This window comes from Lacinutrix sp. MEBiC02595 (genome assembly GCF_053601555.1).
On sequence record NZ_JBSHNU010000184.1, the window covers coordinates 217,399 to 242,480 of the forward strand.

General features: G+C 31.8%; 28 protein-coding genes. 14 read left to right on the forward strand and 14 right to left on the reverse strand.

All coding sequences use genetic code 11. The features are described from left to right. Window positions 1-71 precede the first annotated feature (71 nt). Window positions 72-986: a YihY/virulence factor BrkB family protein gene (locus tag ACVCZW_RS05625; protein WP_452231870.1), complete on the reverse strand. Its 915-nt coding sequence runs from the start codon at window positions 984-986 to the stop codon at window positions 72-74. A 230-nt stretch (window positions 987-1,216) separates the two neighbouring features. On the opposite strand from ACVCZW_RS05625, the gene trxB reads away from it, so the two are divergent. Then, complete coding sequence (trxB, locus tag ACVCZW_RS05630; RefSeq protein ID WP_452231871.1) at window positions 1,217-2,200, forward strand: thioredoxin-disulfide reductase; 984 nt, start codon at window positions 1,217-1,219, stop codon at window positions 2,198-2,200. A gap of 88 nt (window positions 2,201-2,288) precedes the next feature. On the opposite strand, the gene ACVCZW_RS05635 is transcribed toward trxB, so the two are convergent. From ACVCZW_RS05635 to ACVCZW_RS05685, 11 genes are all read right to left on the reverse strand, one after another. Continuing rightward, window positions 2,289-2,582, reverse strand: a complete 294-nt coding sequence (locus tag ACVCZW_RS05635) for a hypothetical protein (RefSeq protein WP_452228783.1) — start codon at window positions 2,580-2,582, stop codon at window positions 2,289-2,291. A 150-nt stretch (window positions 2,583-2,732) separates the two neighbouring features. Beyond that, entirely contained in the window at window positions 2,733-3,416 is a 684-nt protein-coding gene (locus ACVCZW_RS05640) for a hypothetical protein (RefSeq protein WP_452231872.1), read from the reverse strand. Between the two features lie 86 nt (window positions 3,417-3,502). Continuing rightward, window positions 3,503-4,693, reverse strand: coding sequence for a dipeptidase (locus ACVCZW_RS05645; protein ID WP_452231873.1), 1,191 nt, complete (start codon window positions 4,691-4,693; stop codon window positions 3,503-3,505). Window positions 4,694-4,852: 159 nt separating this feature from the next. Beyond that, a complete protein-coding gene (locus tag ACVCZW_RS05650; RefSeq protein WP_452231874.1) occupies window positions 4,853-5,305 on the reverse strand; it encodes a hypothetical protein in 453 nt (150 codons plus the stop codon). Window positions 5,306-5,362: 57 nt separating this feature from the next. Then, window positions 5,363-6,076: a hypothetical protein gene (locus tag ACVCZW_RS05655; RefSeq protein ID WP_452231875.1), complete on the reverse strand. Its 714-nt coding sequence runs from the start codon at window positions 6,074-6,076 to the stop codon at window positions 5,363-5,365. Between the two features lie 29 nt (window positions 6,077-6,105). Beyond that, window positions 6,106-6,954 (reverse strand): head GIN domain-containing protein, encoded by an 849-nt coding sequence (locus ACVCZW_RS05660; RefSeq protein WP_452231876.1) that lies wholly within the window; start codon window positions 6,952-6,954, stop codon window positions 6,106-6,108. A gap of 122 nt (window positions 6,955-7,076) precedes the next feature. After that, on the reverse strand, window positions 7,077-7,805 hold the full coding sequence (locus ACVCZW_RS05665; protein WP_452231877.1) for a head GIN domain-containing protein: 729 nt from the start codon (window positions 7,803-7,805) through the stop codon (window positions 7,077-7,079). A gap of 107 nt (window positions 7,806-7,912) precedes the next feature. Beyond that, window positions 7,913-8,419 (reverse strand): nuclear transport factor 2 family protein, encoded by a 507-nt coding sequence (locus tag ACVCZW_RS05670; protein WP_452231878.1) that lies wholly within the window; start codon window positions 8,417-8,419, stop codon window positions 7,913-7,915. Window position 8,420: 1 nt separating this feature from the next. Continuing rightward, the gene (locus ACVCZW_RS05675) at window positions 8,421-10,235 is read right to left on the reverse strand and encodes a PspC domain-containing protein (RefSeq protein ID WP_452231879.1); all 1,815 of its coding nucleotides are present in this window, start codon (window positions 10,233-10,235) and stop codon (window positions 8,421-8,423) included. Continuing rightward, a complete protein-coding gene (locus ACVCZW_RS05680) occupies window positions 10,228-10,572 on the reverse strand; it encodes a PadR family transcriptional regulator (protein ID WP_452231880.1) in 345 nt (114 codons plus the stop codon). Before ACVCZW_RS05680 ends, ACVCZW_RS05675 begins: the two co-directional genes overlap by 8 nt. An 89-nt stretch (window positions 10,573-10,661) precedes the next feature. After that, the gene (locus ACVCZW_RS05685; protein ID WP_452231881.1) at window positions 10,662-11,108 is read right to left on the reverse strand and encodes a DUF4870 domain-containing protein; all 447 of its coding nucleotides are present in this window, start codon (window positions 11,106-11,108) and stop codon (window positions 10,662-10,664) included. Between the two features lie 143 nt (window positions 11,109-11,251). Between ACVCZW_RS05685 and ACVCZW_RS05690 the strand changes: the two genes are divergently transcribed. From ACVCZW_RS05690 to ACVCZW_RS05750, 13 genes are all read left to right on the forward strand, one after another. Then, on the forward strand, window positions 11,252-11,713 hold the full coding sequence (locus ACVCZW_RS05690) for a DUF4442 domain-containing protein (RefSeq protein WP_452231882.1): 462 nt from the start codon (window positions 11,252-11,254) through the stop codon (window positions 11,711-11,713). A gap of 60 nt (window positions 11,714-11,773) precedes the next feature. Continuing rightward, on the forward strand, window positions 11,774-12,574 hold the full coding sequence (locus tag ACVCZW_RS05695; RefSeq protein ID WP_452228771.1) for a TIGR00266 family protein: 801 nt from the start codon (window positions 11,774-11,776) through the stop codon (window positions 12,572-12,574). Window positions 12,575-12,709: 135 nt separating this feature from the next. Continuing rightward, window positions 12,710-12,907 carry a hypothetical protein gene (locus ACVCZW_RS05700; RefSeq protein ID WP_452228770.1) on the forward strand — a complete coding sequence of 66 codons (198 nt, stop codon included), beginning with the start codon at window positions 12,710-12,712 and terminating at the stop codon, window positions 12,905-12,907. 148 nt (window positions 12,908-13,055) lie between these two features. Then, window positions 13,056-13,382, forward strand: coding sequence for a hypothetical protein (locus ACVCZW_RS05705; RefSeq protein ID WP_452228769.1), 327 nt, complete (start codon window positions 13,056-13,058; stop codon window positions 13,380-13,382). Window positions 13,383-13,556: 174 nt separating this feature from the next. Next, window positions 13,557-14,360 (forward strand): MbnP family protein, encoded by an 804-nt coding sequence (locus ACVCZW_RS05710; RefSeq protein ID WP_452231883.1) that lies wholly within the window; start codon window positions 13,557-13,559, stop codon window positions 14,358-14,360. 62 nt (window positions 14,361-14,422) lie between these two features. Further along, a complete protein-coding gene (locus ACVCZW_RS05715) occupies window positions 14,423-15,469 on the forward strand; it encodes a cytochrome-c peroxidase (RefSeq protein ID WP_452231884.1) in 1,047 nt (348 codons plus the stop codon). Continuing rightward, window positions 15,447-16,439 carry a hypothetical protein gene (locus ACVCZW_RS05720; RefSeq protein WP_452231885.1) on the forward strand — a complete coding sequence of 331 codons (993 nt, stop codon included), beginning with the start codon at window positions 15,447-15,449 and terminating at the stop codon, window positions 16,437-16,439. Before ACVCZW_RS05715 ends, ACVCZW_RS05720 begins: the two co-directional genes overlap by 23 nt. A gap of 171 nt (window positions 16,440-16,610) precedes the next feature. Further along, on the forward strand, window positions 16,611-18,467 hold the full coding sequence (locus tag ACVCZW_RS05725; protein WP_452231886.1) for a B12-binding domain-containing radical SAM protein: 1,857 nt from the start codon (window positions 16,611-16,613) through the stop codon (window positions 18,465-18,467). 191 nt (window positions 18,468-18,658) lie between these two features. After that, window positions 18,659-20,695 carry a tetratricopeptide repeat-containing sensor histidine kinase gene (locus ACVCZW_RS05730; RefSeq protein ID WP_452228764.1) on the forward strand — a complete coding sequence of 679 codons (2,037 nt, stop codon included), beginning with the start codon at window positions 18,659-18,661 and terminating at the stop codon, window positions 20,693-20,695. Window positions 20,696-20,699: 4 nt separating this feature from the next. Further along, the gene (locus ACVCZW_RS05735; protein WP_452228763.1) at window positions 20,700-21,344 is read left to right on the forward strand and encodes a response regulator transcription factor; all 645 of its coding nucleotides are present in this window, start codon (window positions 20,700-20,702) and stop codon (window positions 21,342-21,344) included. Window positions 21,345-21,657: 313 nt separating this feature from the next. Next, on the forward strand, window positions 21,658-22,134 hold the full coding sequence (locus tag ACVCZW_RS05740) for a hypothetical protein (protein ID WP_452228762.1): 477 nt from the start codon (window positions 21,658-21,660) through the stop codon (window positions 22,132-22,134). Window positions 22,135-22,175: 41 nt separating this feature from the next. Next, window positions 22,176-22,793 (forward strand): SIMPL domain-containing protein, encoded by a 618-nt coding sequence (locus tag ACVCZW_RS05745; protein ID WP_452231887.1) that lies wholly within the window; start codon window positions 22,176-22,178, stop codon window positions 22,791-22,793. Between the two features lie 36 nt (window positions 22,794-22,829). Further along, on the forward strand, window positions 22,830-23,510 hold the full coding sequence (locus ACVCZW_RS05750) for a Lipl32 family lipoprotein (RefSeq protein ID WP_452231888.1): 681 nt from the start codon (window positions 22,830-22,832) through the stop codon (window positions 23,508-23,510). A gap of 125 nt (window positions 23,511-23,635) precedes the next feature. Here ACVCZW_RS05750 and ACVCZW_RS05755 read toward each other — a convergent pair whose 3' ends face one another. Continuing rightward, window positions 23,636-24,502: an IS3 family transposase gene (locus tag ACVCZW_RS05755; RefSeq protein WP_452231889.1), complete on the reverse strand. Its 867-nt coding sequence runs from the start codon at window positions 24,500-24,502 to the stop codon at window positions 23,636-23,638. Beyond that, complete coding sequence (locus tag ACVCZW_RS05760; protein WP_452228253.1) at window positions 24,499-24,888, reverse strand: helix-turn-helix domain-containing protein; 390 nt, start codon at window positions 24,886-24,888, stop codon at window positions 24,499-24,501. Before ACVCZW_RS05760 ends, ACVCZW_RS05755 begins: the two co-directional genes overlap by 4 nt. Between the last annotated feature and the right edge of the window lie 194 nt (window positions 24,889-25,082).

Genomic DNA, 25,082 nt, shown 5'->3' on the forward strand with positions numbered 1-25,082 from the left:
TGTATGCTTAAGTCTCATGAAATAGTAATCGCTTTACATAACATTTTAACTGTATTGCTAAATTTTAAATGCTATGCATCCTTTTCTATTTTCTTTGAATGTGCAGAAGGTTTTATACCATAACCATATTTTTCGGCATAAACCCAAGTGAATTCTGCACCAAAAAATAGAATTAAACAAGAGTAGGATACCCAAAGTAAAATTAAAACAATGGTTCCTGCCGCGCCATAGGTAGAGTCAAAATCTGCGCGACCAAAATATAATCCCAATAAAAACTTCCCTAAAACAAACAAAATGGATGTAATGAATGCACCAATCCAAACCGATTTCCATTTAATTTTAGCATTCGGTAAATACTTAAACATAAGTGCAAATAGTATTGTTATCATACTTAATGAAAGAATAATGTCAAAGAAATAGGCCATGTATACTACTGCATCTTGAAAATTCCTATTTAAAAAAGTGGTAAGCGCAGAAATTCCTGCAGTAACTATAAAACTAATAAGTAGTAAAAAGCCTATTACTAAAATAAAAGTAAAACTTCGGGCTCTATTCATTAGCATACGCCAAAATGTTTGTTGTAAGGATGCGTCTATTTTCCATATTTGATTTAAGGAGAGTTGCAAATGATAAAACACTCCCGAAGCTCCAAATATTAAGGTACCAATTCCTATAATGGTTGAAATTAAATTTTTATCTCCATCTTGCGTTTCCGAAATCATCGTTTCTACAGCGTTGGCTGTATCTCGTCCTAATGCCCTAGATATTTCATTGGTTAATTCACCTTTTACAATTTCTTCTCCCAATATAGTACCAATTACATTTACAATGATCACCAATAATCCAGGCATCGATAAAATAGCATAGTAAGCAACAACAGCACTCAATCTAAAAGGGTTTTCTGCATCCCATGCTTTATATGTGGTAACTAATAAAGTTGGTAAATCTGCGAATTTGAATTTTGAATATGGTTGGATGTCTTCCACTTTTAAATGTTTTTATTAACTATAGTAAATTAAGATAATTGTGAGATTTAAATAACCTAATCGATATTTTTTTTAGTTCAAAAGATAAACCCCAATTTAAACCACTTAATACATAGGCTATTTTTAGAAACATCAATAATTGTTATTAATGGATAGTAACTGTTGATAACTTAAACGTAAGGTTTCTATCAAAAATCCTACTTTTGTATAGATAATATGATACTAAAATTATGTCTGATACAATAGAAAAAGTAAAATGCTTAATAATAGGTTCTGGACCTGCTGGATATACAGCAGCAATCTATGCAGCTAGAGCAAATATGAAACCTGTTTTATACCAAGGTACACAACCTGGAGGACAGTTAACGACTACCAATGAAGTGGAGAATTTTCCTGGGTATCCTGAGGGAATTACAGGACCGGCAATGATGATGGAACTTCAAGCACAAGCAGAGCGTTTTGAAACCGATGTACGTGATGGTTGGGTAACTAAAGTAGATTTCTCAGGAGATGTACATAAAGTTTGGATAAACGAGACGAAAGAAATTCACTGTGATACCGTAATTATTTCTACAGGAGCTTCTGCTAAATACTTGGGATTAGATTCAGAACAAAAATACTTAAAGCTTGGTGGCGGAGTTTCGGCTTGTGCCGTTTGTGATGGTTTTTTCTACAGAAATCAAGAAGTAGTAATCGTTGGAGCAGGAGATAGCGCTTGTGAAGAAGCACACTACTTATCTAAGCTTTGTAAAAAAGTAACCATGTTGGTGAGACGTGATGAATTTAGAGCTTCTAAAATCATGGCTGCTCGTGTAGCAAATACAGAAAATATTGAAATTTTATTCAATACAGAAACGGAAGAAGTTTTAGGTGACGGACAAGTAGTTACTGACGTGCGAGTTTTAAACAATAAAACCAATGAAACTCAGGATATTCCTGCAACTGGATTTTTTGTTGCCATTGGTCATAAGCCAAACACAGATATTTTTAAAGGCTTTTTAAATCTTGACGAAACGGGTTACATTATAAACGCGAAACCAGGAACCTCTAAAACAAATGTAGATGGTGTTTTTGTATCTGGAGATGCAGCAGATCATGTATACAGACAAGCGATTACAGCAGCGGGAACGGGTTGTATGGCAGCTTTAGATGCAGAACGTTATTTAGCAGCTAAAGATTCTACTTTTGAGGTTAGTACTTCTAATTACAACTAGATAAAGTATTTGAATTTTAAATATATATATAAAGCCGAAACATTAGTTTCGGCTTTTTTGAATTATAAAATGCTACTTTAAGAAGGCTTTAAGACGATATATTCGTATCTGTTTCTTCTTGTTCTAAGGGCGTTTTATTATATTTTTTATGTTGGATTTTTTTCTTTTCTAAAATGGCATAAAATTTTCTAGGTGATATTTTTAAGTCTTTAGTGATTTCACTAACCTTTTTCTTTCCTTTTTTATACAGTTTTAAGTTTTCGTTTACTTTTTTATTGAAATAATGATCTTTAATTTTTTCAATAACCTGTAATTCGGTTAAGTTTCTTTCTTGCGCGTAGTTTTCTAATTCGGTTGTGATTTTTGATAAATTGTTTTTCATAGGGAAAATTTTTTAACGTACTACATTTAGGAATGAGAACTTGTTTCCATAGTTTCGTTCCCTGTTTTACATTACTAATTTAGTGAATAAATAGCAAAGTTTAAAATCCTGTAGGATTTTATAAGCTAGCCTAGGGAATAGCTATTCGTTTCACGTGGTTTTAGAAATCGTATTTTTTAATTTGGAATTCAAGCTTTCAATGAATTCTCTACGTTTGATTAATTCTTCTATATTACTTTCAAATGTTTTAATATTATTCAGTTTTGGGAATGCGATTTTTCGTTTTGCAATGGAATTCGAGATCAAAATATTCACATAATTATAGGTCAAAATCAATTTTTGAAGGAAGTCCGTTTTTGTAATTTTTAACCCTATTTTTTCAGCTGTTCTTGCATTTAGAATATAAGTAGTTCCCTTTATTCTTAAGGAAGTGTTATGGTTTTCGTCACAAGCTTGTATTAAGTTTAAAATGCCTTCTACATACTTTTGAAGAATGAAATTTGTTCTTTGCTTTCCGCTTAATGATTTATCTATGACAAAAATATAATCAAATAAAGAACCACCATGAATGATAATGGTTCCTTTGTTTTCCTTTTCGGTAATAAGTAGGGAAGAATAGTAAATCAATTTCCCCTTTTTTTTCATGGCAGGAACATCAAAAAATGGCGCAATTATAGAAAGTGTTATAATTAGGAATAGAAATATAAAGAAATAGAAGCCACTTAAAAGGCATAAAACCAAAATTAGCAAATTAAGAGATACCGCAGCAATCGCAATTTTAATTTGAATTCGATTTTGTTCTTTTTTGGATTTGGAGTAAAATCTATGATTCATTTTATAGGGGTGTACTTACGTTTATTTCCGTTAGATTATTAGCAAGTAAAAATAAAATATAAATCCGTAGAGTTTTAGATTCCGGGTTATTTTTGGGTTTCATTTGCTTCTAAAACACGCAAAATATTTCCACCTAGAATTTTATGAATGTCTTTTTCGTTGTATCCTTTTTCGGTTAAAGCTTTGGTAATTAAAGGATATGCAGTAACGTCATCCAATTGTTTTGGTGGTAAAAAGATACCGTCAAAATCAGAGCCTATACCAACATAATCCGCACCAACTAAATTAATAATGTATTCCAAATGCGCAATTACTAAATCGAATGGCGCTTTTAAAGCTTCCGATTCTTGAGGGTATTTTAAATATATGGATTCTACCGCGAGATATTCGTTTACACCTAAATCGTGTAAAGAATCTATTTCTGTCTGATATTTTTCAATAAATGCATCTTCCTTCTTTCCGACTGTTGGATCTATAAAAGCAGAATTAAAGTTAATTTGAATAACGCCACCATTTTTTGCAATTGCTTTTATTTGATCATCTTTAAGGTTTCTGGGATGCGGACAAATATTATAAACAGAACTATGGGAAGCAATAATGGGTCTTGTAGTGTTGTTAATAACGTCCCAGAAAGTTTGTTCACCAACATGACTAACATCTACCAGCATTCCTAAAGTATTCATTCTGCTAATGACCTTTTTACCAAAATCGGTAAGCCCTTTCGTTTTTAAATCTTTGTTTTTTGTTTCCTCCGATGCGCTAGTTGCCCATGCTGTAGAATTATTCCAAGTTAGTGTCATATAGCGCACACCACGATTAAAGAGTGCGTCTAATTTACTCAAATCATCTTCTATTTGATGTCCGCCTTCCAAACCAATTAAAGCGGCTATTTTATGCTCATTTACAACGTTTAATAGTTCTTCGGTATTGGCTACTTTTACTATTTTATTTGGATTTCTCTTAATTACGGCATCCAAACTGTCTATTTGAATATTGGCGAAATTATAGGGGTCTTTTTGGTTGCCGTCACTCCATACAGAAAAGAATTGAACATCTAATCCACCTTGTTTCATCCGGTTTAAGTCACTATGTGTTTTGCCTTTTAAATCGTTATCTATTAGAAACCCTTTTTCCATAGTTTGGAGTAGAATATCGTTGTGGGTATCTACGAATATGGCTTGGTTGTGAATTTCTTCAAAAGTTTTGGCTTCTGGTGTGTTTTCTTTGGCATGTTTACAGGATATTAAAACGAAAAATACTAGTATTAAATATCTCATAATCTTGTGTTTATAGTTTTTGTAGCAGTTGTGTATTTTGCTTAAATAACTAATTTAGGAAATAAAAAGTGGAACTCAAAACCCAATCGGATATTTGAGAGTAGATGAGAAGCATTGTCCCCAATATAAGATTTGCTCAGAAATAGGAATTTATAAGGTTTAACTTTTAGAAATATTCGCTTTTTCATCTAAAAGCGCTAAGAATGCAACAAGCGGTACAGTAGATTTGCTTTTTTTAGAAAACAAAATTTTAATAATCGAGAAATATCCCAAACCTCCTAATTGCGTTAAATAGTAACGTTTAAATATGTGCTTATCGTCTGTTTTAAAAAGATAAAAAGTCCGTTGTTGAATTTCGAAAGTTCTTAAAGCTGTAATAGCTTCAAATGCTATTTTTTTATTGCTAAAGTAAAGTGCTGTTTCAGTAAATTCTAATTTCTTTAAACTAATAAAAAGAATAAAAGCTAGTATAGCGATACTCCAAGTAGCATAATCCCAAAACCGGTTTAAATGGAAATAGGCTGTTATAAAATAGGCTAGTACCAATACAAACCAAGAAAGAAAATATTTTTTGAAAGCTATGTTAGAGGATATTTTGGTACGGGATTGCATTTTAATGTTTTCTATAAAAATAAGTTTCAAGTCACTAATTAGAATCTTCTTTATGTCTTATTCTTCTAAATTATTAGAAATCTTAATCTTAAATTGTCCATTTTCTAAGACTTTGTAATCCGTTTCGTCATTAAATTTATATAGTTTACAACTAAAATTCCCTTCTACTTCAAACCAACCATCTTCTATTTCTAGGATGGATGTAATAGCAAAAGAAGCATCTGTATTGTTTCCAAATCGTGAAGAATAGTAGATTTCTTGATTTTCATATTCCGCAGGAAAAAAGTCTAAAGCAACATTATTAATTATAGTATTTCCAGGAAAGGTTTCATAGTTAAAAGTGTTTAGCGCTAAAAAATTTCTCATACTTGTCCGTTCATTTTCTAAAGAACAATCTCCCACAGGAATTTTGGAGAAGTACATTTTTGCAGTGTCTAATTGTTCTGTGTTTTCTTGAGAATCGTAGAATAATAATCCGCAGGCATAACGACCATAGCAGAAGCCTGTTCCTGGTTCTCCCAAAACGGCAATGTCATTAGTTTGACTGCCACCAAAATCCATAGAAATAGCATTAGGACTATTATCTAAAGGAGATTCATAAACCCTTCTTTCAATGTTTAATTCTTCCCCATCTAAGAGTCCTTTAAAGTAGTGACTTTCTAATAGTAATGGTTCTGTTGCCGTAGTTGTACTATCATCATTAGAATCACACGAAGCGAAAAATAGGATAGTGAAAATGGAAAGGTAAAGTGTTTTTTGTAGGTTTTGCATGTTCCTTATTCTTTAAGTTTTATTTTTGCTTACATTTCCTTTTTATGAAAAGTAGACGTATTTTTAAAAGCATTTATTATGATTTTAGGATCTCCATAAAGATAAACTTCACTCGTGCCAGAAGCTTCTAAAGTGAACTCATTTACCACGTGTATCGTCGCATCACTAGAATCTTCAATAACTAGATTACACGTGTTTACGGTAAGGTTTTTTGCCGAAAAATCAGAGGAATTTATCGAGGTTAATTGCATGTGTTCTACATCTCCTTCCATTTTAGCATAAGCACCTTGATACATATCTACTTGTAAACTATCCGTTTCTATTAAAGCTTCGGTTTTACTGCTTTCGTTGAGTTCTATTATCACTTTTTCACTTTCAATATTAAGTTTCGATTTGGAACTGATACCAAAAGTAGATTTGTTATTGTTGGTAAACGTAAAGCTTTTGTTTTTAATGTTTAGGAATGCTTTTGCATAATCGTTAATTTTTAAGCTTAACGAATCATTTTTTAAAGTATTGGCAGCGCTTACTTCAGCATCTTCATTAATTTCTATATTTCGAAGCGCCTTTGTAATATTAACAACAATTTTTAATCGTTTACTAGATTGAATTTTTGCCGAAGTACTAAAACTTAATACGCTGTCTTTTACAGAAAATTGAATAATTTCATGTAAATTTTCGTCGGTTTCAATTTCAACGGAAGGTGCATCACTTTGGATGAGTTCAATTTCAAATTTTTCACCAAAAGTAATGGTGTTAAAATCGTCTATAATGGTTTCTATAGTAGTAACATTTTTATTTCCTTTTACTTTTTCTTGAGCAAACCCTGTTATTGCAAGCATGGCAATACATAGCGTCAAGACTCTTTTTTTAAACATGTATTCTGTAGTTAATTATTGTATATACAAATATATGCAAAAACCATCCCAAACTTGATTGTCAAGTCTAAAATGGTTTTATTTTGGTGCTAAAAATGTATTAGCAAAAATGGATTGGTTGGTTATTGTTTATTAATACTACCCGAAACACCATCGCTTTTTTCTATAAATTCTGGATTTCCATAATAAGTAATATCGCCACCACTAGTAGCTTTGGCATATAATTCTTTATTACTGTTGACTTTTATTCCTGCGCCACTTGTTGCTTTTACATGGGATGCGTTGGTTTTTAAGTTTTGTGCGTCCATATCGCTTCCGCTAGTAGCTTGTGCAGTTAGAGTGTTGGCAGTTCCTCTTAATACTAAGTCGCTTCCGCTTGTCGATTTACATTCTAAGGTTTCTACATGAACCTCTAAATCCATATCACTTCCACTTGTGGTAATAAGTTCTAAATGGTTCGCTGTAATAGTATTTACGGAGTATACATCACTTCCGCTGGTAGCTTTAATGCTAGAAATATCTTTAAAGCTTAGTCTGATTTTTTTAGAATCTGCGTTGCCTATATTTTTATCTGCATAAATTCTTAAAGTGCCGTTTTCGACTTCTGTAAAAATAAGTTCATGCAGGTTTTGATCTGCTTCTACAGTTAATGTATTGGTTTCTCCTTGGGTGACATAAAGGTCTAAGCCGTGACTTACTTTTATAGCGGTAAAAGGACCGTCAATATTTCTGTTTTCTGTGGATACATTTCCTGTTCCTTTAACGCCATTGTTAAAATTTACATCAAAATTACAGGACATAAATAACAAGCTCATTAGCATTGTTATTATGATTTTGGTTAGTGTAGTCATAGTTGTTCGTTTTTTGATTGATTAAATATTACTTCAAATATTATATTTTTTGTTAGTGATTAATAACTTAAATATCTGAATTGTTGCTTTTTAAGGATGACTTGTTTTTAGTCTTGCATTTTATGGTCATAACTTAATACGCGTTTTATTTTCCAGCCTTGTTCTTCCTTAATCCATACATGAGAAAACTTAGCAATACTGCCTTTGCTTTCTGGTCCTCCATTTACAGATTCAAAGAATTTATGTTCTCCCTTTTGAATAGCGCCATAAAGTGCTCCGTTTTTATAAAGTGGAAATACTTCTAAACTTTCTACAACAAGTTCTCTTCTTGATTTTGTGTGATTTGAAGAGCCACAAAGACCATTAGTAATGCTGGCCATGAAATCTGCTTTTGACTCGGTTACACCAGCTTGATCATGATAGAATTCAAAGTCTTCCGCTATTAATTTTTTAAACTGAATGACATCACATGTATTGAATCCTACATGAAATAGTAAGCTGTCATTGGTTTTTAGTTTTAAAAATAATTCGGATGTTTCAGACACTTGCGCGTTTACTTGCAATGTGATTAATACACAGCACAAGGAAACAAATATTGCTTTTATTGGTTTCATATTAATTATCGTTTTCATCTGTAGAAATATTAATGCCATCTTCATCAATTTTGACTTTTACATCGTCAGCATTTCCGCTAACGCCATTTTCGTCAATTTTTATATTAGAATCTTTCGTTTTAATTTCTACACCATTATTATGGATGTTAATACTTCCTTCTTCATCATTAACATTTATCTTAATTTTATAATCATCATCATCATCATCATCATCATCCAAGCAATCTAAACAGGTTGCTTCGTCTTCTGATATTTTGAAAAGATGTCCTGAATCTCTATAGGTAACAAGATTCTTGTTAGAACTGTAATGGTTTAGAAAAGACCTTGTATTCTTATTAAGTTTTATAATTGTTCCTTCTGGGACATATAAAACTAGGTGGATTTCTTGATCACTAAACTTGTTTTCGGCATTGGTTGTTAAATACTTATCTAGTTGTATAGTATTGTTTACTATTGCGTAATTATAATTTATATTTTCAGCACGTTCTTTAGCTATTTGAAAACTTCTACCATCCGCATTTTTTTCTATATGTAATGTTGCAATAGAGTCTTCGGTAGATCTAATAGCTATTCTTATGTCTGATGAATAGATTGTTTTTTCATCATTATCTCCATAAGCCAAGTAAAAAGAGTTTCCGCTTTTATGCATACTTTTATTGTACGCATTGTTGTCCACCATTTTAATGGTTAAGGTATCCTTTGCAATGATGTTATAGACTTCTTTTTCGTTTACAGTAGCATCAAATGCATGTTCTGTAGCTTGTGTAACACCAATAACAACTAGTCCTATAATAGCCATTAACCATAAACCTAATAAAGAGAATTTTGCAATATTACCAATAGATCTTAGGTTGTTAATTAGAATTTTTAAGCCTAAATAAAAGACGAAGAAAAGCGGAATACCAATAGCAAATAAAGCTAAAAGGGAAACGAGCCAAACCGGTGTTCCTGCTGCATTTGCAGTATCTACAATGTCAAATCCAGGAACGTTTATAGCGTCCGAAATACCAACGGTAAACATACCTATTATTAATCCTATTAATGCCGAAGCACCAATGATGATTAGAATAATCCCTATAAATTTTGCAGCGACTTTTAAGAAAAACATAAAAATAGCGCCAATAGTGTCAAAGAACGATGTGGATGTTGATTTTAAGGAATTACTTTTTTTTTTAAAGTCTATATTTTTTGCTGCATCACTAACAGAATCGGAAACGTTTTTTGCAACATCAGAAACCGTAGAAATACCATCCTTAATTTTCTTTTCAATATTACTAATGTTAACAGGCTCGCCTTTCATCATTAGTTTGTCACTTGTAGTAACGGCTTCTGGAAGTAAAATCCATAATAAAATATATAGTAAAACACCGGTTCCTGCTCCAAATATTAATAGAATCCATATTAAACGAATCCAAATAGCGTCGATACCCAAATAGTGTGATAATCCTGCAGAAACACCACCAACATATGAGTTATCTGTATCTCTAAAAAGTTTTTTAGAAGTAGTTCTATTACTAGCGTATTGCTTTGGTTCATCTTCAAATATTTCATCGTCTACAATGTAATCTTCAGGTTGCCCCATAATGGTAATTACATCATCTACTTCTTTTACACCAATAACTTGTTTGTCGTGTTTAACACGCTCATTAAAAAGTTCTGCAATTCTTGCTTCAATATCTGAAATGATTTCAGAACGACCTTGAGAGTCTGTAAACGAACGTTTAATAGCCTCCAAATAGCGCTGTAGTTTTGTATATGCATCTTCATCTATATGAAAAAATATACCTGCTAAATTTATGTTGACTGTTTTATTCATTTTTCGTTGGTTTTTGTCTTGTTACTATATTCACTGCGTTTTGTAATTCGTTCCAAGTAGTGGTTAATTCTTTAAGAAAAAGTTTTCCAGTTTCTGTTAAACCATAATACTTTCTTGGAGGTCCTGAGGTAGATTCTTCCCATCTGTAATTAAGAAGTCCTGCGTTTTTTAATCTAGTAAGTAATGGGTAAATTGTTCCTTCTACTACTAGCAATTTAGCGTCTTTTAGTGTTCCTAAAATTTCAGCTACATAAGCATCTTCATCTTTTAAGACAGAGAGTATGCAGTATTCTAGAACACCTTTTCGCATTTGTGCTTTTGTGTTTTCTATCTTCATAGTTTCCTTTTAATTTTGTTATAACTGTTCATTTTTTGATGGATGTGATGGTTGATTATATTAATTACGAGTGATTAGTTCGCTAAAAATTATTTTAAAAAATTTATGGTTAAAGGATATTTAAACAATTCCCCATCTCTAGCCGTTAAACTCGCTTTGATTATAAAAACAAGCTCTAATAGGAAAGCTATAATTGCTAATCCTGCAAAAGCACCTCCAATATATAATAGCGGAGAAGGTTTGTCTAAATTGATGCTAATATTTTCAAAAGCATTAATATCTATAAAGTCAATTTGCTTAAAAATATTAAAGATGAAAAACGGAACCGTTAACAATCCTATTATAATACTATATAGTAAAATGCTAATCTGAAAATTAATAGCTTGCTTACCATGTGCATCTACAAATTCTGATTTATCCTTATTAGCAACCCAAAGTATTATTGGGCCAATAAAGTTACCTAGAGGAATTATAAACCTAGAAAAGGTGGATAAATGAATAAAAGTAGCAATGTTTTTTTGATGGTTATTTTCCATGATGTAAAAGTATATAATAGTTTCTTATACAAATATATGTCTTTAAAAAGGTATTATGTTACGCATAGTACTAAAAATTAACAAAATTTTAACAGATTGGATTGTCATTTTTTTTCGATATTTTTGAGGAAATTAAGATATAAATGAAGTTAACACCAGGAAAGATAAATACTTTCAACCTACTAAAACTACCTTCTGTTTTTTTTACAGGAGTCCGTGTGAAATCTATTGATGCTACCTCTTGTACCGTATCTGTTAAACATAGATGGATAAATCAAAATCCTTTTAAATCGATGTTTTGGGCAGTGCAAGGTATGGCTGCCGAATTAACAACAGGAGCTTTAATGCTTATGAAAATTAAAGAAAGCGGAAAAAATATTTCGATGCTTGTTGCGAATAACAATGCTACTTTTACTAAAAAGGCAACTGGTAGAATTACCTTTAGTTGTACAGATGGAAACAAAATAGACGCTGCCATGGTAAAAGCTATCGAGACTGGTGAAGGACAAACCATATGGATGCAATCTATAGGAATAAATGCCGATGGCGTAGAAGTATCTGTATTTAATTTTGAGTGGAGTATAAAAGTGAAAAGTAAAAAATAATCTGTAACAAATCATAAAAGAAACCAACCTATACCCATAGCAATCAAAAAAAATAATATTATGACAGCACACGAAATAGATTACCGCATTTATGGAGAAGAAATGCAATACGTAGAAATTGAGTTAGATCCTCAGGAAGGCGTTGTTGCAGAATCTGGAAGTTTTATGATGATGGATGATGGCATTAAAATGGAGACTATTTTTGGTGATGGTTCACAAAAAGACACTGGGTTTTTAGGAAAGATTTTAGGAGCAGGAAAAAGAATTCTTACTGGAGAAAGTTTGTTTATGACCGCTTTTTATAATGATCTAACTGGTAAACGTAACGTGAGCTTTGCTTCTCCTTATCCAGGAAAAATAATACCTATTGATTTAACCGAATTTGGAGGGAAATTTATTTGCCAAAAAGATGCATTTTTATGTGCAGCTAAAGGTGTAAGTATAGGCGTAGAGTTTTCTAAAAAATTAGGAAGAGGTTTATTTGGAGGCGAAGGTTTTATCATGCAAAAGTTAGAGGGTGATGGTATGGCATTTGTGCATGCAGGAGGTACCATGGCTAGAAAAGAATTAAAAGCAGGACAAACCTTACGAGTAGATACCGGATGTATTGTTGGTTTTGACCAAACCGTAAATTATGATATTGAGTTTGTTGGTGGTATTAAAAATACGGTCTTTGGAGGCGAAGGTTTATTCTTTGCAAAATTAGAAGGTCCAGGAACCGTTTTTGTACAATCTTTACCTTTTAGCAGATTGGCAGGAAGAGTATTAGCAAGCGCACCAAGTTCAGGAGGAAAGAGTAAAGGAGAAGGCAGTATTCTTGGCGGAATTGGAGATCTCTTAGATGGAGATAATAGGTTTTAGTGAATAATAATTCTGTGTTAAAGTTTTGTTTAAATAGAAATACAATGTACTTTTTTACTATATTTAATCAAAATAAAACACATACAGCCTATAGAACATTTCTACTTTTTATTTACAACTAAACCTAATTAAATTATGGCAAGAGCAATGTTTGAGTACACTAAAACCGTACTTAATAAAGTGAGTTTTGATGCTAGTTTGTTTTGTAAAGAAGTGCAAAAAGCTATTAATAGATTATTACCTTATGAAATTGAGGAACTTAAAATATTTATAGAATCACTTGTGAAGCAAAACCCAGAACTAAATCAATGTTTAATATATTTAAAACCATAAAAAAAAGCGACGTACACGTCGCTTTTTTTTTGTTTTTAAATGCACGTTTTTTATATATTTCTAATCTAAAGAAATATATTTGTATAAAATTTTTAAGCTGAAAAAAATATTTATATTCATATTGCTATTTGCATTTGCGTTTAAGCCAATGTATTATGTAAGTCAAGTACTTTACTACGAGCTTAATATTGATTATATTGTAGAAACTTATTGTGTTAATAAAGACAAACCTACACTGCAATGTAATGGTAAGTGTCATTTAGCAAAACAACTACAACCAGTTTCTAATGATAACAATAGCAACGATGCTATTTCTAGTCTAGCGGAAGCTTTTACATTTGTTTATTATAACGAATATCCTTCCGTAGCATTTCATACGGTTTTCTTTTTAGAGAACAGAGAACTATCTTTTTCCCACACTAAAAACTATGCCTATTCTTTTGCGTATAGTCATTTTAAACCTCCAATGGTATAATTTTATTTTTTAGAATTAGACTTTTATAGTCTTTGCCAAATGAACTTTAAATTCTTATTTAAGCATGTTTCTATGTATTAGAAATATAGCGTAAACTAAGTATGAATTACTAGCAATAGTCTTTACGTTTTTTTGGTACACAACAACAATACATGAAATTTAAAATAATACAAAATGAAATTATTCAAATATACATTTGCATTACTACTATGCGCAACAATAATATCTTGTTCATCCGATGATGATAATGGCGATTCTGAAAATTTATCAGGGCAATCCGGAGAGGTAATCTTGAAATTCGATAACGGAGTAGGAGATCAAGACTTTATCTTTGGAACTACCTATAACAAGTCTAATAACGAATCTTTTCAACTAGAAACGTTAAAATATATTATCAGCAACGTACAATTTACAGATAACGAAGGGAACACTTTTATGTATCCTACAGAAGATAATGTTTTTATAGTTAATGAAACCGATGGAAATAACGCTGGGGAAATCTGGATTACTTTAAACGATGTAGATGCTGCAGATTATGTTTCTGTAACCTTTGGTGTTGGTATAGATCAAGATCGTTTTGCGCTTGGAGCAGACGGACAAGGTGATTTTTTAGACGCGGCTTCCGACGAAGAAATGATGTGGAATTGGGCTTCTGGTTATAAATTTATAAAACTGGATGGTACTTTTTCTACCGCAACACTTACAGAGGAACCATTAAATGTACACATGGGAAGTGTTGGTACTTCATTAGATAATTATCGAGAAGTAACTTTAGCATTTCCAAATACCGTGTTAGTAAGAGAAGACGCTTCACCAGAAATACATATTAAAGCAGATATTGCTAAAATATTCGACGGATCAACAACGGCAAACTTTGCAGATGGTTATGACCAAGTGCATACAGATGTAAATGAAACCCCTATTATAGCAGATAACATTAATACTATGTTTTCAGTACACCACGTACACAACGATTAATTAGTAACTAAAAATCAAGGAAAGCAATGCTGTTTTCCTTGATTTTAATAAACACCTAAAATATGAAAAGAGTACTTCTTTTTTTATTCGTGTGCTTTCTCGTTTCGTCGTGTAGTAAAGATTCCGAAACAGAAGTATACGTTCCAGTTCCAATACAAGTAGAATGGCCTGAAAATTTTCCAGAAATGGCATATAACCTAGATAATAATCCGCTTACAGAAGCTGGTTTTGAATTGGGAAAAGATTTATTTTACGAAGGAAAACTGTCTTCCAATGGGGCAATCGCTTGTGCTTTTTGTCATGAACAAGCTTTTGCATTTACACATCACGGGCATAATTTAAGTCATGGTGTAAATGGAGGAATCGGTTTTAGAAATGCACAACCTATTCAAAACCTAGCCTATCAAACTTCATTTATGTGGAATGGCTCTGCTTCGCATTTAGATTTACAACCTATTATTCCTATTACTAGTGAAATAGAAATGGGAGAAACCCTAAGTAATATTATTGAAAAATTAAGTGCAGATTCGCAATATCAAGAAAAATTTGCAAGGGCTTTTGGAGATGGCGAAGTAAGCACCGAAAATATGTTGAAAGCATTATCCCAGTTTATGGTAATGATGATCTCTTCTAATTCTACCTATGATAAATATGTTAGACAAGAAGATAACGTAACATTAACCACAATGGAGTTGGACGGATTAAATACGTTTCAGCAAAAATGTACTTCCTGCCATGCAACAGATTTATTTACCGATCAAACTTTTAGAAATAACGGTCTTCCTGTAAACCCTTTGTTAAACGATACTGGGCGTTTTGAAATACTTGAAGATCCTAACGATTTATATAAGTTTAAAGTACCAAGTCTAAGAAATATTGAAGTTACAGGACCATATATGCATGATGGTCGATTTGCAACTTTAGAAGTGGTTTTAGATTTTTACGATGCTGGAGCCGTAGATAATGGTAATGTAGATTCCTCTCTTTTAAGAGATGATAATAGCTATGGTATCACGCTTAACAATTACGAAAAAGAAAGTTTAATTGCTTTCTTGAAAACATTAACAGATAACGAATTTTTAGAAGATGAACGTTTTTCAGAATTTTAAAACAGGAATAGTAATACTTGCACTGGTACTTTTACATACCAATTTGGTGCAAGCGGATACGATAAAAAAAATATGCATACATGACGAACCATTTAAAGTATATTGTGATTTATGTGGATGCTCTACAAGTAGCGGAAGCTTTGGTTTTGGTACCTTAAGCAATGCTAATTTTGTTGGTGTACGATATATTTATCAAAATTTTGAGTCTAGAAATGGTATTTTTGAAAACTCACCAACCAGTAAAGAAAGCTTTAATACCTACCAGTTGTGGGCACAAATACCAATTAGTAATTCTTTTTATGTTAGTGCTAATTTGCCATATCAAGATTTAACTAGAAACTTTAATAATGTTAAAGAAAACATTAACGGTTTGGGAGATGCAAGCGTTATTGGTTGGTTTAAATTACCGTTTTATAAAAAACAAGATAACGATAAAGTGGATTTCAATACCGAACGAGAAGCTTCCGGACATTCTTTACAATTTGGTTTAGGTATTAAATTACCAACGGGTAAGTTTGAAGAAAGATTGACAGATAATATTAATCCAGGTTTTCAAGTTGGTACCGGAAGTGTTGACGGTATTTTTTCTTTGGGTTATAATTATGGTGGAGATAAATATGGTGTAAACACGCTTTTTAGCTATTACTTAAAGGGCGAAAATAAAAACGATTACCAGTTTGGAAATCAGTTTAGTTATGCTACTAATTTATATCGTGCATTTGCAACTGAAAAGATGAATATCATGCCATTTGTAGGTGTTTCTGGAGATGTATACAAAAAGATAACACAGTATGGCGAAACTTTAGAAGACACCGATGGAAACATTTTAAATGCTTCTATAGGATCCGAATTAGCAGTAGATAAATTTATTTTCGGTGCTAGTTATACGTTACCAATTAGTCAAAGTTTATTTGGCGATAATGTAGAGTCTAAACAGCGTTTGTCTGTTTATGTGAATTTTGCTTTGTAGTTTTTTATCTAAATTTAAATTAAAAAAACAGATTGTGTAAGCAGTCTGTTTTTTTGTTTAGAATGTTTCTCATAGGTAACTATTTTCTTCTGAATACTACCACGCTAATTTTCTGTCTATAAAAACATCCTATTTCCACACATTTATTTTAAAGAACTATATCTTTGCGACATGCAATCTAAAGTCCTTTTTATTACACCTCCTTTTACGCAGTTAAATACTGCGTATCCTGCAACTGCTTATCTGAAAGGATTTCTAGAAACGCATGCCATAAATTTTACACATTGTGATTTAAGTATTGAACTTTTTACTTCTGTTTTTAGAAGTGATTTTCTGCGTGCTATTTTTCAAGAAGCTATCGATTTGGATAATTTTCAGTATCCAGAAGTGAACAAAAGAAAGGATATGTATATTTCTCGAGTGGATGTGGTGCTTGCCTTTCTTCAAAAACAAGATGTAGAAACGGCAAATAGCATCTTAGAAAAAGGTTTTTTACCATTAGGACATCGTTTATCTAAAGTAAATAAGACCATTACATGGGAAGATGGAGAAATAGGAGTTATTGATAAAGCAAAGCATTACGCAACGCTTTTTATTGAAGAAATAGGCGATTTTATTCAAGCCAATGTCGATGAGTTTTTTGCATTTACTAAATATGCCGAGCAAATTGCAACTTCGGCAAGTAGTTTTGATCAACTAGATACTTTTTTGAGTTATCAACCTACTATTATCGAAGAAGAAATGCTAGATATTCTAGTCGCTCAAATTGAAGAACACACACCTGTTTTAGTGTGTTTTACCATTCCTTTTCCTGGGAATTTATTTGCGGCATTACGCTGTTCTCAATTTATCAAACAACTTTTTCCAGATATACATGTTGCTTTTGGTGGCGGATATTGTAACACCGAATTACGTACACTGGAAGATCCTAGAATTTTTGAATTCGTAGATTTTATTTCCCTAGATGATGGCGAAGGCCCTTTGCTGAAAATCATCCGTTATCTAGAAGGTGAAGTAGATGCTACGGAATTAGAGCGAACCTTCGTTTTAGAAAATGGAGTAGTGGTTTACAAGAATAAAATTCCGAATACCATTTACCATCATAAAAATTTACCTGCTCCAGATTATTCTGGATTGCCCTTTGATAAATATGTTTCTTTTTTAGATGTGGTAAATCCGATGCATCGTATGTGGACAGATGCCAGATGGAATAAACTCACTATTTCGCATGGTTGTTACTGGAAGCAATGTTCATTTTGTGATGTAACCTTGGATTATATTGGAAATTATCAAAATACTACAGCGGAAGATTTAGTCGATAAAATTGAAAAAATAATTAAAGATACAGGCATTACAGGTTTTCATTTTGTAGATGAAGCAGCGCCACCTAAAATGCTAAGAGCTTTGTCTAAAGCATTAATCGATAGAAATGTAAAGATCACTTGGTGGACGAACATTCGATTTGAAAAAACATTCGATTTCGAATTATGTGAGGTCATGGCAAAATCTGGTTGTATCGCGGTAACTGGTGGGCTAGAAGTAGCTTCGGATAGGTTATTAGCGAAGATGAAAAAAGGTGTAGATATAGCACAAGTTGCTAGAGTTACCAATAATTTTTCTAAAAATAATATTATGGTGCATGCTTATCTCATGTATGGGTTTCCAACGCAAACCGAACAAGAGACTATCGATTCTTTAGAAGTCGTACGTCAATTGTTTGAAAGGAATTGTATTCAGTCTGCATTTTGGCATCAATTTACAACAACTATTCATAGTCCGATTGGTCAAAACCCAGAAGCATTCGGCATTGAAATAACAGGACCTGTTTTTGAAGGATTTGCTCAAAACGATTTATACCATATAGATCCTACAGGCGCAGCTCATCCTAAATATACCAAAGGTTTAAACGTAGCATTGCATAACTATTTAAATAATGCAGGCTTTGAGGAAAAGTTGCAAAATTGGTTCGATTTCCCTGTGCTTCCAACTAGTCACTCTAAAGGTTTAATTGCCAGATTTTTAGCTTAAATGGTTTATTGAAATGAGCAGTAATGCGCTATAAATCTTCTAGTAAATCGTATTTTACACTTTGTAAAAAAAAACTTATAAATCCCTGTTTTCGGGGATGCTTATAAGGTTTGCAATTCCTACATTTGTGCATGTTTTTTAAGTCCCGATACTTTTTTGCTTTTTTCTTTGTATGCTATACTTCCATTGGTATGGCACAAACAACAACACCTATTTTAGAAAGTGAAGGCGAAAAGATAGATCAGCTTTTTTATTATTTCAATAATGGTTTTGAAGAAAAAGCATACGAGGAAGCGCATCATCTATTAGGTTCTTTTAAATCTGAAAAAGCGATAACCAATACCAATTTATTATTGGCGTACTACCATAGTAAATACGTAGCTATGGATTCCTCCATTTATTATACTCATAAAGCACTCAAAAGTAAAAAGAATATTAAAGATTCTTTAGGGATTCGATTAACCATATTGTCTTATCAACTACTTGCTCTAAATAATAAAAATAAGGGCTTGTATCAGGAAAGTAAAAAGTGGCATATTAAAGGTGCTGAACTCAGTGAAAAACATAAGGAAACAAATTTGTATTATACGCATTTACACGGATTGGCAAGCACGTATGTTACGCTTGGCAAAACGGAAGAGGCTTTAGCCCTTTTTGATAAATGTATTAAGTTTTCTAACGATGAAGAACTTATTTTAGGAAGTTATATCAATTTAGGTTCTATCTATTCGTCGCTTTCTAATTATGAAAAGGCTAATGACTATTTACAGAAAGCAAAAATTATTTGTGAGAAAGATACCCATAGAAAACAAGCCTTAGTAAATGTTATTATTAATATAGGAGATAATTATTTAAGTAGAGGAGAAACAGATAAAGCTCTTACTGCTTTCTACGAGGCAAAAAAAATTAGCAGTGATAATAGATCCTATAATTTAGAACTTATCATTTTAGGTAAAATTGGTACTGTATTATATAATGAAAAAAGAAATAATGAGGCGCTTTTAATTTTTTCTAATACTTTAATTAAAGCCTTGAATCTTGGGAATTTAGATATTGAGATGAATAGTTATCTTATGTTAGAAAAACTATCGATTCGAAAAGGTGATCATCGTAGTGCATATAGCTACGGAAAACATTATTATAAGATAAAAGATTCTATCGAGAATTCGCAAACGGAAAAAGAGATAAACGGTTTAGAAGTTAAATTTAAAACGCTAGAAAAAGAGAAAACGATAAAATTATTACAAATAGAAAACCTAAATAAGAGTTTGCATATTAAGAATAAGGATGCAGATATAGAAAAGTATAAATTGCAAGAAGCTATTATTGCAAAACAAAATGAAAACAAGGTATTACAATTACAAAACGGTGTTGAAAAACGTAAAAATGAAATAGCATTGCTTAAAGAAAAAGAAGCTTTAAAAGCTTTAGAATTAGATAGAGAAAAGACTATAAAATACATCGTTCTTGTTGCTTTTTTCATATTATTAGTTCCTATTGCTGGACTTTTAATTATCTATTATCAAAAACTACAAGCACAAGGTTTACTTAATTTAAAAGAGAAAGAGATTAATGAGCAGCAAGTGATTTCCTTAAAGAAAGATCAGGAAATAAAGTTAATTAAAGCCTCTATTAGAGGACAAGACCAAGAACGTAAAAAGATTGCTCAAGAAATGCATGATAGTGTTGGTGGTAATCTAGCGGCCATAAAACTACAATTTAGTCAGCTTTCTAATCATCCAGATAAGTTGAAATTAATTTATAGCCAGCTAGACGATACGTATGAGCAAGTAAGAAACATTTCGCATAATTTGTTGCCAAAAAAAATTAGAGAAAATGATTTCGTTTTTTTAATCAAAGAATATATGCATACGGTGGAAGATGCTAGTGAGATACAATTTAATGTTTCTTTTTATGAAGAAGAAAAGATTAATAGCCTAGACAAGATTTTACAAAACGAATTATTTTCTATCTTTCAAGAATTAACAACCAATACACTGAAGTATGCTAAGGCGAAAACCATAGATATACAATTAGATCTTTTAAATGAGTGCCTCTTTTTCGTTTATGAAGACGATGGAATGGGATTCGATGTATCCAAGACTACATTAGGCATCGGTTTAACGAATATTAAGAATAGAATTGAAAATTATAATGGCATATTGCATATCGATTCGAAAGCGAATAGAGGTACCAATATCCATATAGAAATCCCATTAAAAGCATAAATAAATGAAGCATAACCTAATTATAGCCGATGATCATAAAATGTTTTTAGATGGTTTATTGAGTATTCTAAAAACGGAAAGCAACTATAATATTCTATTTACGGCAAAGCATGGCGGACATGTTCAGAAATATATTTCGATAAATACAGAAGAAAAAATAGATCTTGTAATTACCGATGTCACTATGCCAGAAGTAGATGGTATTGCTTTGAATAAATGGATAAAAAAAACGAACAGGAATATAAAAACTTTGGTGGTTAGTATGCATAATTCACCGAAAATTATTGATGATCTCATCGAAAGTAATGTAGATGGTTATCTTCAGAAAAATGCTCAAAAGGAAGAATTTTTAAAAGCAATAGCCACTATTTTAGGAGGTGAAAAATATTTTTCAAAGGAAATAAAAGATATCTATCTGAAAAATAAATTTGAAAAGAATAAAGAAAAGGAAATCAAACTCACTAAAAGGGAAGTAGAAGTAATCTCGCTAATTGCGGAAGAATTTACTACGCAAGAGATTGCAGACCAATTGTTTTTGAGCAAGCATACTATTGAAAGTTACCGAAAAAACCTGATTACAAAACTGAATGTTAGAAACCTTGCCGGTCTTACCAAGTACGCCATTAAAAAGGGCTATGTGTCTTCATAGTATACATCTAATATCATTAATTCTATACAAGGGTTCTATTTTATAATAGAGCCCTTTTTTATTGCTTATTGTCAAAGTTAAGTCCTTCAATGTTTTAATGAAAAATATACTTTATAGGCTATTATGTTGCGTGTTATTTCATTTTAAAAACAAACAGAACAGATGTGTTAAGTGTTTGTAAATCAATATTGAATAATTAAACACCCTGTTTTCAGGGTATTGATTTTCACTAAAAACGGGGTTAAAACAAAGGGACTTCTAGCATAAATTTGTACCAGAGAATAAGAAACACCATAAACGTATAACATAAAAAATGACTGGTGTTTCCTTCCTAAAAACAAAACAAACTTTAACCATTAAAAACAAAATTATGACTTTCGGAATTACACTTATTTTATTAAGCCTTATCGCAGTACCATCTTTATTATTATCCAAAAAACCTAACGCAAAAGAATTGTTAGAAAAAATAGAACCTTACCAAGGTTGGATCGGACTTATTTTTTGTTTTTATGGTGTTTGGGGTATTATTTTTTCCATATTAAATTTAGGTTGGCTTACAACATTCCCAATTTGGTGGGTAACCTTATTAGCAGGAAGTATCGTAGAAGCTGTTCTAGGGTTTATGTTAGGATTTAGTCTTATTAATAAATTTGTTTTATCTAAAAATGAAGCTGCTAAAGAAAAAGCAATGGTACTTAGAGAGAAACTAGCTCCAAAACAAGGTAAACTAGGAATTGTAGGGCTATTTGTAGGTGCTTGGATGATTGTTGCCTCTATCTTATTCTTCTAAAAAAACTAAAACTTTAAAAAATTACTAAAACTAAAATTATTATGAAAAAATTCATCTTTTTAATGGCAGTGTTATTCACGGTGTCATCCATAGCGCAAGAAAATAGAAATACCATTACCGTAGTTGGTGAAACCGAAACAAGTGTGGAGGATAATAGCTATACTATTTTAATCGCTTTGCAGCAAATACTTGTTTATGAAGGGCAAGGCGAAGTAGAAGTAGCTTCTATAAGCGACGTAAAGAACAACTACATTAATAAATTAGGAGATTTAGGTATTGATTTTAGCAGGTTTCGTAGAAGCACATATTACGAGTTTGCTTCGTCTTATGGGCAAAGCAGAGTTACAGAATATTATTTTCTAAAAACAGGGAATAAAGAAGAGGTTCGTAAAATTATAAATCTAAAAGTAGCAGGGATGACTATTACTAATACAGAGATAGAAGCCAATAAATTAACAAACGATGAATTAGTCTCTCTTGCAAAAAAAGCAATGGATAACGCAAGAGAAAAAGCAGAAGCTTTAGCTCAAAAAATGAATAAAACGGTTGGTGAAGTTGTTGGTATTGTAGACCAAAACACCAGCGAACAATATGCACAAAGTTATGGCACGTCTAAATTGCAAAGTCATGTAGTAACTGTCTCTTTCGAATTAAAATAATGAATGTCTTTAAATTAATAAATTAAATAAAAAATCATGAAAATTAAATTAGTAGTATTATCCGTATTCACTTTCTGTTGTGTTTTTAATGCAGAAGCTCAAAAATTAAAAAAGTTTGGAAGTTCTGTCGAGAAAAAGATTGGTCCAAAAACAATTAAAGTGCCTTATACAGATGTTATATCTTATTTAGGTTACGCGGCTGCAGGAAATGAAGACGAAATAGTAGATGGTAAAAAATTCCACTATATATACCTATGGATTCCTGCTGTGGCTCCAGAACTAGGTGTAAGAATGCTTTCTCCGGTAGCTAAAACTAAAATTAAAGGAGCTATCCGTTCAGAAGCTTACACAGAAAATGCGTCTTCTAGTGATTATTTTGATACGTACATTACATTAGAACGTTCTACAATTTTTAAAAAAGAAGATATTACTGGAGATGCTGCTAAAAATGCTACTTGGACTAAATTAGATAGCAATGACGATAGTAGTGAAATGCCGAAACAACCTAGTGGAAGAAGTTATAATTCTTTATTACGATACAAGAGTGAAGTTGGAAGTCCTACAAAAGCTTTAACTGCTGGTTTATACCGTATTGGATTTACAACTTATAAAACAGGAGAAGTTAAAGGGACATTCTTAGCAGAAGTTGCAGCTCCAGTAAAATTACCTGGTGTAGTAATGGCTAAAACCATTGAAGCACTTAAAAAAGAATTATAGAAATAAATAGACATTCGTATTTTAATAAAACACCTCTTTATGCAAATAAAGAGGTGTTTTTTAGTTTTACAAAAAGTGTATTATACTGAAATAGGTTGACCTTTTTCGTGTTCATTTTTCGTTAATTAGAAGGTCAAATATTCTAAATTTTCTTTATTTTTTTTGTAGGAGCGATATTCAATTCCTTGATTAAGATGGATGAAATTAGGAGTGTTTAATTTTAAGCTAAAATGTAATCTTTTGTTATTGTAAATCCACACAGCTTTTTTTACCATCTTCTTTGCTAAGTTAATATTTTTTATGGTTTGTTTCAGTTCGTATTCATATTTAAGCGTTCTATTGATTCTTTCTGCAACGGCATTTTCATAAGGATCGTATTGTTCAGTCATGCTTATGGTTATGTTGTTTTTCTCAGCAAACGCTGTATATGCCGGATTGCAATATTGTATTCCTCTGTCAGAATGATGGATTATTTTTTGATTCGGATATTTCCTGTTTTTAATAGCCATAGTCAACGCATCTGTGCAAAGTGATGTCTTCATATGTGATGCTAGTTTATAACCCATAATTCGCTTAGAGTATGCGTCTGTAACCAACGCTAAATAGCAATGCTTCTTTTCCGTTTTTATATAAGTAATGTCACTTACCCATAATTGTTCTGCTCTAGTTGGTACTTTGTCTTTTACCAGGTTCTTGTATTTGAAAAAATGATGTTTAGAATTTGTTGTTATAAAGTATCGTTTAGTCTTTGGAACCAGGAGTCTATTAGCTTTAAGAAGTTTGTAAAACTTATCTCTACCCATTTTGATTCCAAGTAGTTTCATTTTTGGTTTGAGTTCTTTATGGAGTTTTATTCCTCCAGTTTTTTGACCAAATTCATCTCTATAGTCTTTAACTATTTTCACAACGATTTGTGCTCTGTTTTCCTTTATTTTATGCGATTTTAAGCGTTTGTAAAAAGCTTGTTTACTAATCCCAAAACATTCGATCAACCATTTTCTTTTAAACGGTCTTGTTTCTTTTTTTCGATCTCGTCTGCTAATGTTTTGGGTAAGGACTTTTTTGACATATCAACTCCCGTAATAAGCTCCATGTCAGCAATAATGTCCTGTTGGAAGTCTTTTACAAATTCTAACTCTTCGATACGTTCTTTAAGTTTTTTGATTTCATCTTTTTTGCTCATACCAAGTTTCTTTTGCTCTAAAGTACTGTATTTTTTTAACCAGTAATCAATGGAGGATCTTGAAACTTGATATTTTTCTGAAGCATGGTTTACAGAGATTTGTCCGTTTTGAATCCTATCGATGATTAAAAGCTTTAAATCGAAACCTACTTTTTTGTAGGAATTTTTTCGGCAGGGTTGTTTTTTGTCTTTCATTAGGTGTAGTGCTAAAAGGTTTAATTTTTAGTCAACCTATTTCAGGAAAGTTCGCTGCATTCAAGGTTCTAACGCAACAAACGTTGCTTTTTTTTTAGTTTATACTAAGCTACATTTTTTAGTTCAAAATCCATAATTTCTTGAGGAGTTTTATAACCTATTATTTTCCGAGGTCTATTGTTAAGTTTTTCTTG